General features: G+C 69.9%; 10 protein-coding genes and 4 tRNA genes. 6 read left to right on the forward strand and 8 right to left on the reverse strand.

Annotated features, from left to right (window positions below; translation table 11 throughout):
• Positions 1 to 848 (reverse strand): ROK family protein (locus tag SACSA_RS22515; protein ID WP_232212924.1); only part of this gene is annotated, 848 nt, incomplete at its 3' end.
• A gap of 159 nt (positions 849 to 1,007) precedes the next feature.
• On the opposite strand from SACSA_RS22515, the gene SACSA_RS0111060 reads away from it, so the two are divergent.
• Positions 1,008 to 1,922 (forward strand): proteasome assembly chaperone family protein, encoded by a 915-nt coding sequence (locus SACSA_RS0111060; protein ID WP_028661779.1) that lies wholly within the window; start codon positions 1,008 to 1,010, stop codon positions 1,920 to 1,922.
• A 76-nt stretch (positions 1,923 to 1,998) separates the two neighbouring features.
• Here the strand turns inward: SACSA_RS0111060 and SACSA_RS0111065 are convergent, their stop codons facing one another.
• Positions 1,999 to 3,963: a BCCT family transporter gene (locus tag SACSA_RS0111065; protein WP_019815899.1), complete on the reverse strand. Its 1,965-nt coding sequence runs from the start codon at positions 3,961 to 3,963 to the stop codon at positions 1,999 to 2,001.
• Between the two features lie 343 nt (positions 3,964 to 4,306).
• Between SACSA_RS0111065 and SACSA_RS0111070 the strand changes: the two genes are divergently transcribed.
• Entirely contained in the window at positions 4,307 to 4,876 is a 570-nt protein-coding gene (locus SACSA_RS0111070) for a TetR/AcrR family transcriptional regulator (protein WP_048876682.1), read from the forward strand.
• Positions 4,877 to 4,950: 74 nt separating this feature from the next.
• On the opposite strand, the gene SACSA_RS0111075 is transcribed toward SACSA_RS0111070, so the two are convergent.
• The 5 genes from SACSA_RS0111075 to SACSA_RS0111095 form a co-directional block, all read right to left on the reverse strand.
• A complete protein-coding gene (locus tag SACSA_RS0111075) occupies positions 4,951 to 5,922 on the reverse strand; it encodes an NAD(P)/FAD-dependent oxidoreductase (protein WP_019815903.1) in 972 nt (323 codons plus the stop codon).
• A 121-nt stretch (positions 5,923 to 6,043) separates the two neighbouring features.
• Positions 6,044 to 6,118, reverse strand: a tRNA-Val gene (locus SACSA_RS0111080).
• 1 nt (position 6,119) lies between these two features.
• Positions 6,120 to 6,191 (reverse strand) — tRNA-Cys (locus SACSA_RS0111085).
• 55 nt (positions 6,192 to 6,246) lie between these two features.
• Positions 6,247 to 6,319, reverse strand: a tRNA-Gly gene (locus SACSA_RS0111090).
• Between the two features lie 127 nt (positions 6,320 to 6,446).
• Positions 6,447 to 6,872: an SsgA family sporulation/cell division regulator gene (locus SACSA_RS0111095; protein ID WP_019815905.1), complete on the reverse strand. Its 426-nt coding sequence runs from the start codon at positions 6,870 to 6,872 to the stop codon at positions 6,447 to 6,449.
• A 339-nt stretch (positions 6,873 to 7,211) separates the two neighbouring features.
• On the opposite strand from SACSA_RS0111095, the gene SACSA_RS0111100 reads away from it, so the two are divergent.
• The 3 genes from SACSA_RS0111100 to SACSA_RS0111110 all read left to right on the forward strand — a co-directional run bounded on the left by SACSA_RS0111100 (position 7,212) and on the right by SACSA_RS0111110 (position 10,462).
• Positions 7,212 to 7,286: transfer RNA gene (locus tag SACSA_RS0111100), tRNA-Val, on the forward strand.
• Between the two features lie 574 nt (positions 7,287 to 7,860).
• Positions 7,861 to 9,906 carry a threonine--tRNA ligase gene (gene thrS / locus SACSA_RS0111105; protein ID WP_019815906.1) on the forward strand — a complete coding sequence of 682 codons (2,046 nt, stop codon included), beginning with the start codon at positions 7,861 to 7,863 and terminating at the stop codon, positions 9,904 to 9,906.
• A complete protein-coding gene (locus tag SACSA_RS0111110; protein WP_019815908.1) occupies positions 9,896 to 10,462 on the forward strand; it encodes an HIT family protein in 567 nt (188 codons plus the stop codon). Before thrS ends, SACSA_RS0111110 begins: the two co-directional genes overlap by 11 nt.
• Before the next feature lie 40 nt (positions 10,463 to 10,502).
• Here the strand turns inward: SACSA_RS0111110 and SACSA_RS0111115 are convergent, their stop codons facing one another.
• Complete coding sequence (locus tag SACSA_RS0111115) at positions 10,503 to 11,051, reverse strand: YceI family protein (RefSeq protein ID WP_019815910.1); 549 nt, start codon at positions 11,049 to 11,051, stop codon at positions 10,503 to 10,505.
• A 175-nt stretch (positions 11,052 to 11,226) separates the two neighbouring features.
• Here SACSA_RS0111115 and SACSA_RS22520 point away from each other — a divergent pair.
• Positions 11,227 to 11,724: MarR family winged helix-turn-helix transcriptional regulator (locus SACSA_RS22520; protein WP_019815912.1), on the forward strand; the 498-nt coding region annotated here is incomplete at its 3' end.

Genomic DNA, 11,724 nt, shown 5'->3' on the forward strand with positions numbered 1-11,724 from the left:
CTGCGTCCCTGCTCGGCGGCGGCGACGCCGTCGCGGGCCAGGGCCGCACCGCCCGCGTAAGCCTCGAGGCAGCCGGTGTTGCCGCACCGGCACACCACGTCGGTGTCGTCGGACACGGCGGCGTGCCCGATGTCGCCCGCGCAGCCCTGGCTGCCCCGGTGCAGTGTGCCGCCCGAGACCAGGCCCGCCCCGATCCCGGTGCCGATCTTGACGTAGAGGAAGTCGCGGGTGCCCCGGGCGGACCCCGCCCGCAGTTCGCCCAAGGCCATCACATTGACCTCGTTGTCCACCCACACCGGCGTGTCGTACCGGGCGGCGAGCCGGTCGCGCACCGGGTAGCCGTCCCACCCCGGCATGATCGGCGGCGCGCTGGGCCTGCCGGTCGCGAACTCGACCGGCCCGGGCAGCCCGACCCCGACGCCCCAGACGGCGGCCTCCGGCACCTGCTCGGTGCGCACCCGGTCGAGCAGGTCGTCGAAGAGCGCCTCCACGCGGTCGAGCACCGGGTCCGGCCCCTGGGCGATGTCGGCGGGCTCGGCGTGCTCGGCCAGCACCGTGCCCGCCAGGTCGGTGACCCCGACGCCGAGGCTCGTGGCGCCGAGCTCGGCGGAGAGGACGACCCCGGCCCGGGCACGGAACCGCAGCTCACGCGGAGCGCGGCCACCGCTCGACGGACCGAGTTCGCCCTCCTCGACCAGCCCCCGGTCGGTGAGCTGGCTGATCCGCTGGGTGACCACGGTGCGTCCGAGGCCGGAGAGCCTGCCGATCTCGGGACGGGTTCGGGCCGCCCCCGAGCGCACCAGGTCCAGCACCGTGGCCAGGCTGTCGAAGTGTTCGGTCACGGGCATCGTCCGCGCGGTCGGTCCGGGTTGAGACACCTGCACCCGCACCATCTTCCACCATGTGCCGGGCCGCGCATCCCACCGGCGTGATGTGGTGGGATTGACCGAGCGCCCACGGGCGTTCCATACACGGGAGACGAACGTGGCAAGGTCAGGAGGATGACGGTGAGGCGCGATCCCGAGCGGTTGTACGACCTCGACTCCGGGGTGCCCGTGCCGGAGGGCGCGGTGCTGCTGTATCACCTCGACGGGTTCGTGGACGCGGGGTCGGCGGGCGAGGTGCTCGCCGAGCACCTGCGCGCGGAGTTCGACAGTGAGGTGGTCGCCCGGTTCGACGTCGACCGCCTGATCGACTACCGCTCGCGGCGGCCGGTGATGACCTACTCCGCGGACCACTGGGCCGACTACGACGCTCCCGAGCTGGTCGTGCGGCTTTTCCACGACGCCGACGGCACCCCGTTCCTGCTGTTGACCGGCCCCGAGCCGGATCACGAGTGGGAGCTGTTCAGCGAGGCGGTGCGGGGGCTGGTGGAACGCTGGCGGGTGCGGCTGAGCGTGAACTTCCACGGCATCCCCATGGGCGTGCCGCACACCCGGCCGTTGGGCGTGACCGCCCACGCGACGCGTGCGGAGCTGGTGCGCGGCTACCGTGCGATGTTCACACAGGTGCAGATCCCGGGCAGCGCCGCCGCGCTCGTGGAGTACCGGCTGGGCCAGTCCGGGCACGACGCCGCGGGCTTCGCCGCGCACGTGCCGCACTACCTGGCCCAGTCGCGCTACCCCGCGGCGGCGCTGACCCTGCTCGACGCGCTGAGCGAGGCCACGGGCCTGCGGGTCTCCTCCGACGAGGTGCGCGAGTCGGCCCTGCGCGCCGACGAGGAGGTGGAGCGGCAGGTCCGGGACAACGACGAGGTCGCCGAGGTGGTCGCCGCGCTGGAGCGGCAGTACGACACGTTCTCGGAGACCGGGCCGGAGGACAACCTGCTCGCCGACGTCGACGAGATGCCCACCGCCGACGAACTGGCCAGCCAGTTCGAGAAGTTCCTCTCCGAGCAGCGCCGCGACCAGGGCGAGTCCTGACCCCGCGGCGCCGCCGTGTGATCTCCGTCGGGGAGTGGCCGCGCGCGTGACCCGCGCGGCCACTCCCCGATGTCGTTCAGCGGTGGTCGTCGGCGGCGTACTGGCGCAGGAGCTCTTCGGTCTCGTGTTCGGCTCCGACGGCGGATGCGGAGAACTCGGGGGTGTCGAACACCTCGCCCGCGATGGGGTCCTGGGCGAGGGAGTCCTCGTTCCACTTGATGGCGCCGGTATCAGTGTCCACTGTGGTGGCGTGAGCCGGGACCTCGTGGACGGCCAGCACCGTGGCGTCGGCACCGCTGGTGCCGTTTGTCGTCGGCGCGGACGGTGTCCCGGCCGTGACCCCCTCGAGTCCGCCGAGTGCCGCCGAGGCACCCTTGAGGCTGTTCCGCGGTCGCGTGCCGTTGCTGTGCGCCTTCAGCAGTTCGCGGAGGCCGCGCTGGAGCTCTTCCTCGTCGGCGGCCTGTCGGCGCGCGGTCGAGACGAGCGCGGACGGAGTGGCTTGCGGGCGGATGCGTACGTATCGGGGCATGGTCGCCACCTCGTAGCGGAACATCCGCACCAGTGCGAGCACCGTGAGCGCGTAGACAACGGACAGCGGTACCGCACCGGCGATCGAGCTGACCTGCAACACGGTGAGTGCCGCCTCGCCGCCCGCGAGCAGCAGCAGGGCCGCCGCCATGCCGAGAAGCACGGACCAGAACAGCCGGGTCTTCCGCGGGGTATCGGTGCGGCCTCCGTGCGCGAGGACATCGACGACCAGGGAACAGGAGTCGGCCGAGGTGACGAAGAACAGCGTGATCACCAGGATCGCGACCACGGAGATGGCGACGGCGATTCCCCCGCCGACGGGAAGGTTCTCGAAGAGCTGGAACAGGGACGTGTCGGTGTCGATGGTGCCGTCCTCGCCGGTCATCGTGCCGTTGCTCAGCTCGTAGAGGACCGCTGTGCTGCCGAAGATGGTGAACCACAGGATCGCGATGACCGTGGGCGCCAGCAGAACGCCGAGGACGAACTCCCGCACGGTGCGGCCGCGGGAGATGCGGGCGATGAACATGCCCACGAACGGTGCCCAGCTGAGGAACCATCCCTGATTGAACAGGGTCCAGCTCAATGTCCAGCCGTCGTCGGCCCCGGCGCCGGTGACGAACATGAGCTGCGGGATGACCTGGACGTACTCGCCGGTGTTCTGCACCACCGACTGGAACAGGAAGATCGTCGGGCCGACGAACAGGACGCAGATCGCCAGCACCGCCGCCAGAGTCATGTTGGCGTTGGAGAGCCAGCGCAGGCCCCGGTTCAGGCCGGTGATCACCGAAATGGTCCCCACCGCGGTGATCAGCCCCACCAGCCCCAGCAGGAGAGTGTTCGACGGATCGAACCATCCCAGGTGGGCCAGACCCGCCTGGATCTGCAAGGCTCCCTGCCCCAACGAGGTGGCGACGCCGAAGATCGTGCCGACGATGGCGAAGACGTCGATGGCGTGGCCGACCCAGGATTCGATGAGCCTGCGGCCGAAGATCGGCTCGAGCAGCCACCGGACCGAAAGCGGTCGGCCACGGCGGAAGGACATGTAGGCCAGTCCGAGGCCGACGATGGCGTAAATGCCCCAGGCGTGCAGGCCCCAGTGGAACAGGGCTTGTCCGATCGCGGCGCGGCCGGCCTCTGTGGTGCCTGCTTCGACGTCGGCGATCTCCGGTGGGGACATCGTGTGGCTCAGCGGCTCCGCCACACCCCAGAAGACGAGGCCGATGCCCATACCGGCGGAGAACAGCATGGCGAACCAGGAGAACAACGAGAACTCCGGCTTCTCGTCTTCCCGTCCGAGCCGGATGGTGCCGGCCTTGGACAGCGCGACCCAGAAGGCGAAGATCAAAAACGCCGTGACCACAAGGATGTACCACCAGCCGACTGTCCTGCCGATACCGTCTCTCAGGTTGGTGAACGCGGTCTCGGCGTCGTCGCCGTAGGCGGCTCCGTACCACGTGGCGAAGGCCAGCGCGGCGAGGATGATCAGCAGGGCCGGGAGGAACACCGGTTTCATCGGGCCGCGCCGGCCTGCCGTCGGATGGTGGGTCGTGTGTTCTCCGTTCGCTGGAGAAGCCACAGGTACTCCTAACTTCGCGCGCCGCACCGCGCTGCCGTGGTGCGCGATCGTGCCGGTGGACGGCGGGACACGGGGCGGCGAGCGCGGCACCGGGCAGCATATGGCCCGCGCCACGGGCATGGCCGGGCCGGGACCGGTGGTCCCGTTGCCGCCACCCACTGTCGGCGCGGCCGCGCGACGAACTCCGTGCGCGTGTCCGCGCCATCGCGACACAGCAGCGCTATACTGATCTGTGTAATCCGGACCAGGATATTTACACAGACCTGTGAAGGTCAAGGTGATGTGCGTGGAGCACGAAGCCAACGTTGTGGAGCTGACCCCGAGGGCTCGGCGGATACTCGAGGTCGCGTCCACGTTGTTCTACGAGCGCGGCATCCACGCTGTGGGTGTGGACACGATCGCCGCCGAGTCCGGCGTGACCAAGCGCACCCTCTACAACAACTTCGGCTCCAAGGACAGTCTTGTGGCCGTGTACCTGAAGAGCCGCCACGCGCGATGGTGGCAGAGGTTGGAAGAGCGTCTCGCCGCTGCCGACTCACCCCGCGCGCTGGCGGTCTTCGACGTCTACGCCGAAGACGCGCGCACCATCACGCGGGGATGCGCGTTCCTCAACGCGGCGGCCGAGCTGCCGACGGAACACCCGGCATACGCCATCATCCGTCACCACAAGCAGGCCGTCGAAGAGCGCCTCGGTCAGCTCATCGCCGAGGACCAACCGGCGGCGGAGGATCCGAAGCGCCTGGCGCGGCACCTCTTCCTGCTGCTGGAAGGGGCGTTCGCCCACCACGGCATCCACGGCAAGGGGCTGCTCGCCGAGGCGCGGGAGAGCGCACGGGAGCTGCTCGCGTAAGCCCCCGGCCCGACCTCCGGTGCCGGGGCCGTGCGCTCGCCGATCGACAGCCCGAGGAGGGCAGGCGGTCGGCGCTATCCGGTGCCGTCGTCGCTCGCGACGGCCCGCTCGATGTCGTCGGCCAGCAGGTGGTGGTTCAGCGCGATCGCGGCCTTCGACCCCGCGCCTGCCGCGTTGATGAGCTGGGCCGGGCTGTCCACGACGTTGCCCGCCGCCCACACACCCGCGACGCTGGTCCGCCCGGACGGGTCGACCCGCACCCAGCCGTTGTCGTCGACCTCGCAGCCCAGCGAGGTCAGCAGCCGGTCCCGGGGCACGAACCGGGGGCCGACGAAGACCGTTCGACGCGGGACGACGCGCCCGTCGGCGAGTTCCACCCCGGATACGGCTCCGCCCTCGAGCACGATCCGCGTCACCTCGCCCTCGACGATCCGCACGCCGCGCGCGCGAAGCCGGTGGCGTTCGTCGTCGGTCGGCGTGATCCGGTGCGGGAAGAAGACGACGTCGTCGGACCACTGCCGCACCAGCTGCGCCTGGTGCAGCGTGAAGGGCCGGTTGTCGCCACCGAGGACGGCAAGCGGGGTGTCGCGCACCTCGAACCCGTGGCAGTACGGGCAGTGCAGCACGTCGTTGCCCCAGCGCTCGCGCAGGCCGGCGATCTCCGGCAGCTCGTCCCGCAAACCGGTGGTCACCAGCACCGCGCGCGTGGTCAGCACGCCACCGTCCTCGACCTGGACCGCGAATCCGCGCTCCTCGGTGCCGTCGAGGCCGGACACCCGTCCGGTGCGGATCTCGACACCGTAGTCGCGGACCTCGTCCCGGGCGAGCGTGGCCATCTCCGCCGGGTCCGCCCCGTCCCTGGACGGGAACCCGTGGAGGTGCGCGGAAGGCGCGTTGCGTGGCTCGCCGGCATCGATCAGCGTGACCCGTCGGCGGGACCGGCCCAGCACCATCGCGGCGGTCAGGCCCGCCGCGCCACCGCCGATCACCACCACGTCGGTGTCCAGCACGATCAGCTCCACGGTCTCGGTCTCGTCGTCGGTCACCGGCCGAGCACTCACAGTCCTCGCCCCGAGGCGCACCGCGACCGAGTGGCTCGTCATGTCCCCGAACAGCAGCGAGCCCCGTCGGCGACGGACGCCGACGGGGCTCGGGAATGCTGACAGGTGGTGCGCGATACTGGGATCGAACCAGTGACCTCTACCGTGTCAAGGTAGCGCTCTCCCGCTGAGCTAATCGCGCGAGGCGGAGACGGGAATCGAACCCGTGTACAGGGCTTTGCAGGCCCTTGCCTGAACCACTCGGCCACTCCGCCGTGTGTGTGGATCGGGCACGAAGCTCGATCCAACTGCGGAATGCCGCCGCAGTCGAGCGGACGACGGGATTCGAACCCGCGACCCTCACCTTGGCAAGGTGATGCGCTACCAGCTGCGCTACGTCCGCAATTTCCGGCGCCGTGTCGTCCGGCTCGTCGCCGTCCGGCCTGTCGTCGCCGTGTGTGGAGAACTGTATCGGATGTCCGTGAGGCCACTCGCACGGGGGGTGGTCATCCGCCTGCTCGCCCCCGTGATCAGGTCAGATCGTTCGGGATGAGGCGGGTCAGCGCGTCGTCCACGTCCACCCACAGGTGCTCGTTGCCCGGCAGCACCACGTCGTAGGTCCGGTCGAGGAAGTCGGCCAGTTCCTGGGCCGAGGCCTCGAACATGGCGTGCCCGGAGGGCGAGTTCAGCTCCACCAGCACCGATTCGGGGTCCTCGATCGACGGGCGGATGCGCACGTCGCCGTCGCCCGCCTCGCCGAGCAGGCCGTCGGCGAGCAGGTCGCGGGCGTAGACCCACTCCACCCAGCCCGCGCGGCCGGTGCGGAACGCGGCCACCACCGCGTACGGGTCGCGGGTGTCGTAGCGCAGCTCGACCTTCACCGGCACCGGCGGCGTCCGCGGTGCCAAGAGGTCGAAGACCGCCGTGGACCGGAGCGTTACGTGATCGTTTCGCATGGTCGTTACCCTTCTGCTCCTTCCCGGCCGGCTTCGGCCGTGTCTCTTGGTGAGACGCGTCCCGGCGTCGGCTCGCTCGCCGGATCACCGAACTTCACACGCACGTGTGGCGCGCGCGGCCGGTGCCCCGGTACATCCTGCTTGGTTCACCGGGCGGACGATAGGTCTTGTCGCGGGATTGTTGCAGGTGACACGCGAACTTCCCGCTCGCGGTACCCCCGCGGCACGGCTCCCGGTGCCGTCCGTGTCGTCCGGATGGCGCACCGTGGCGGGTCCGGTGGGGACCCCCCTTCCCGGGGCCCGTTCGGTGTCCGCTAGTGTTGTGCACACACCGCGAGGGGGCGATTAGCTCAGCGGGAGAGCGCTTCGTTCACACCGAAGAGGTCACTGGTTCGATCCCAGTATCGCCCACCATCTTGTTTCAGTTGTCTCCACGCCGGTTTCCCGGTGCGAGCGCACCGGCCTGTGCCGTGGATGACGGTGCTCGCCGATTCGATTGTCCGGTCGGCCCGTGGCCGGTTTCCGCATTCGTGTTCCCGGCGCCGGTGGTTCCAACCAGCACCAAGGGCCGATTGGACCCGGCTCGGGTGACCGTACGGGGGAGTAGGCGCGCCAGAAGCGGCTACCCACCGTCGTCATCGTGTCCCGGACCATGGTGGACGCCACGTGAACGGCGTGTGTCCGGGCAACGGCCACCACTTTACAGAGCGCGTCCTGCGCTGCGGCGTCGCTGTAACGCCGCACACGCTGTGACGGACGCCACGATCGTGGGTCGGGTCGGCGGGTCGTGCAGCTCCGCGGCCACGACGATCACGGAACGGAGTCGGCGGCGACGGTAGACATCCCGCACTGAGGTGATCGCCCGTGCGGGGGAGAGCAGGATCACGTCGACACCGGGTCGCCGCGCGTGACCCCGGGCGGGCGGGGCGGGTGCGGCGGCTAGCATCGAAGGGTCACACCCCGTTCGTTCTCTTCCGAGGAGTATCCCGTGTCGCAGCCCTCGTCCGCCGCAGTCTCGTCCGCCCCGCGCGTGGTGGTGCGGGCAGGCACTACGGCGGGTGCCGCGGTGCGCGAGGCGGGATTGCCGGGCAAGGGGCCCGAGGCCGTTGTGGTCGTCCGCGACGCCGACGGCGCGCTCCGCGACCTCGCCTGGGCTCCGGAGACCGACACCGAGGTCGAGCCGGTGGCGGCCAACACCGAGGACGGCCGGAGCGTGATCCGCCATTCGGCCGCGCACGTGCTCGCCCAGGCGGTCCAGGAGCAGTTCCCGGGGGCGAAGCTGGGCATCGGCCCGCCGGTGCGGGACGGCTTCTACTACGACTTCGCCGTCGACGAGCCGTTCACCCCCGACGACCTGCGCGCGCTGGAGAAGCGGATGAAGCAGATCGTCAAGGGCTCGCAGCGATTCTCCCGGCGGGTGGTGGACTCGATCGAGGCCGCGCGCGAGGAGCTGGCCGACGAGCCGTTCAAGCTGGAGCTGGTGGAGCTGAAGTCGGCCGCCGACACCGACGCGGTGGACACCTCGGAGGTCATGGAGGTCGGCGCGGGCGAGCTGACGATCTATGACAACCTCGACCCGCGCAGCAAGGAACGCGTGTGGAGCGACCTCTGCCGGGGCCCGCACGTGCCGACCACCAAGCACATTCCCGCGTTCACCCTCACGCGGGTGGCGGCGGCCTACTGGCGCGGTGATGAGAACAATCCCCAGCTCCAGCGCATCTACGGCACCGCATGGGAGTCGGCCGAGGCCCAGGAGCGGTACCTCGAGATGCTGGCCGAGGCGGAGCGGCGGGACCACCGCAAGCTCGGCGCGGAGCTCGACCTGTTCTCGTTCCCTGAGGAGCTGGGCTCCGGCCTGCCGGTCTTTCACCCCAAGGGGGGAGTGATCCGGCGTGAGCTGGAGAGCTACTCCCGGCTCAAGCACGAGCAGCACGGCTACGAGTTCGTCAACACCCCGCACCTGTCGAAGTCGACCCTGTTCGAGACCTCGGGGCATCTGCCGCACTACGCGGAGAACATGTTCCCGCCGATGCACTTCGACGGTGCCGACTACTACGTCAAGGCGATGAACTGCCCGATGCACAACCTGATCTTCTCCGCGCGCGGGCGCTCCTACCGGGAGCTGCCGTTGCGGATGTTCGAGTTCGGGTCGGTGTACCGGTACGAGAAGTCGGGCGTCGTGCACGGGCTGACCCGGGTGCGGGGGATGACCCAGGACGACTCGCACATCTACTGCACCACCGAGCAGATGCCGGGTGAGTTGCGGTCCCTGCTCACCTTCGTGCTCGACCTGCTGCGCGACTACGGGCTCGACGACTTCTATCTCGAGTTGTCGACCCGGGACGACTCGCCGAAGTTCATCGGCGAGCAGTGGGAGTGGGACGAGGCCACCGAGACGTTGCGGGCGGCCGCCGAGGAGTCGGGGCTCGAACTGGTGCCCGACCCGGGCGGCGCGGCCTACTACGGGCCGAAGATCTCGGTGCAGGCCAGGGATGCCATCGGCCGGAGCTGGCAGATGTCGACCATCCAGCTCGACTTCAACCAGCCGAAGCGCTTCGGCCTCGAGTACCAGGCCGCCGACGGGTCGCGACAGCGGCCGATGATGATCCACCGCGCCCTGTTCGGCTCGATCGAGCGGTTCTTCGGCGTGCTGACCGAGCACTACGCGGGTGCCTTCCCCGCGTGGCTGTCGCCGGTGCAGGTGGTGGGAATTCCGATCGCCGACGAGCACGCCGAGCACCTGCGCGGGGTGGCCAAGGCGCTGCGGAGCCACGGTGTGCGCGTGGAGGTGGACACCTCCGACGACCGGATGCAGAAGAAGATCCGCACCCACACCACGCAGAAGGTGCCGTTCCTCCTGCTGGCGGGGGGCGCCGACGTCGAGGCGGGCGCGGTCTCGTTCCGTTTCCGCGACGGCGGTCAGCTCAACGGGGTGCCCGTCGCCGCGGCGGTCGAGGCCGTCGCCGACTGGGTGAGCCGCCGCGAGAACGCCTCGCCCACGGCCGCCGCGCTGGAGGCGCTCGTTGGGCGCTGAGTACGATGCCGCCGACGACTCCGGCGCCGAGTTCGTCGGCCAGGACGGGGTCGGGGTCACCGACCAGCTCCAGCGGTTGTGGACGCCGCACCGGCTCGCCTACATCAAGGGGGAGAACAAGGCCTCCGACGACGAGCCGGGTGGCTGCCCGTTCTGCCGGTTGGTCGATCTGGACGACGACGAGGCACTGATTCTCGCGCGGGGCCGCGCCGTCTACGCGGTGCTGAATCTGTACCCGTACAACCCCGGGCATCTGATGGTCGTGCCGTATCGGCACGTGGCCGACTACACCGAGTTGACCGAGGCCGAGACCGCCGAGACGGCCACCTTCACCCAGCACGCCATGGCGGTGATCCGCTCGGTATCGGGTGCGCACGGATTCAACATCGGGATGAACCAGGGCGTGGTGGCAGGCGCCGGGATCGCCGCCCACCTGCACCAGCACGTGGTGCCGAGGTGGGGCGGCGATTCCAACTTCATGCCCGTGGTCGGCCACACCAAGGTTCTGCCGCAGTTGCTCGGCGAGACCCGCGCGCTGCTGGCCGACGCCTGGTAGGCGCGCCGGACGCGGGGTCGCGCCGGTGCGGCGCGGCGGGTCAGGACTCCTGGATCGCCTCGATGTCCAGCTCGATCTTGATCTTGTCGCTGACCACGGCGGCCGGAACGCCCTCGCCGATGCCGAAGTCGGTCCGGTTGATCTCGGTGGTGGCCGACACGCCGATGACCTTGCTGCCCTCGGTCATGCCGTCGCCGAAGCCGCCCAGTTCGGCGGTCAGCGTCACCGGCTTCGTCACGCCGTGCAGGGTGAGTTCCCCGTCGATGAGGTAGTCCTCGCCGTCGGTCCGGATACCGGTGGAGCGGAACGACAGGGTCGGGTAGTTCTCGACGTCGAGGAAGTCGGCGTTGCGGACGTGCTCGTCGCGCTGCTCGTTGGTGGTGTCGACGCTGCCCGCCTTGATCGTGGCGCTCACCGTGGAGTCGAGGACGTTCTCGGCGGTGACGACCTCACCCTCCAGTTCGGTGAACCGTCCGCGCACCTTCGAGACGCCGAGGTGGCGCACGACGAAGCTGACGTTGGAGTGGACCGGGTCGATGGTCCAGGTGCCGGTGAGGTAACCGGGGATGTCGGTCGTGGTGGTGGTCATGTGTTTCCCCTTCGTACGGGTTGGTCTGCCGGGTTCTCCGGGGTGGCGCTCGGTTGTTGAGCGCTCAAGCACCACTGTAACGCGGACTGATTGAGGGCTCAACTAGAGGGGGGTCACACCCGGCATCCCCCGTGCGCATGCTGGTTGAGTGCTCAATCAGCGTTAGAATGGCGGCATGTCCGAAATCCGGTGGCTCAGCGCCGAGGAACAGCGTGTGTGGCGCGACTTCTCGGCCGCCGTCGGCATGCTCAACGCCCACCTCGAGGCGCAGCTCCAGCACGAGGCCGGTATGCCGGCCACCTACTACGACGTCCTCGTCGCGCTGTCCGAAGCCGACGGGCACGTGTTGCGGATGAGCGAACTGGCGCTGGCGACCCGGTCGTCGCGCAGCAGGCTCTCGCACGCCGTCTCCCGCATGGAGGCGCAGGGCTGGATCAGGCGCGAGGTGTGCCCCACGGACAAGCGTGGCGCGTTCGCGCACCTGACCGCCGACGGGCTCGCCGCGATCGAGGCCGCCGCGCCCGGCCACGTCGAGGCGGTCCGCCAGGGCCTGTTCGACGCGCTCACCGACGACCAGGTGCGCGAACTCGGCCGGATCAGCGCGTCGGTGCTCGCGCGGCTGGGCCCGTCGTGTCGTCGCGCCGAGGCCGAGATGGAGGCCGGGCTCACGCCC

This window comes from Saccharomonospora saliphila YIM 90502 (genome assembly GCF_000383795.1).
Lineage (GTDB): Bacteria > Actinomycetota > Actinomycetes > Mycobacteriales > Pseudonocardiaceae > Saccharomonospora > Saccharomonospora saliphila.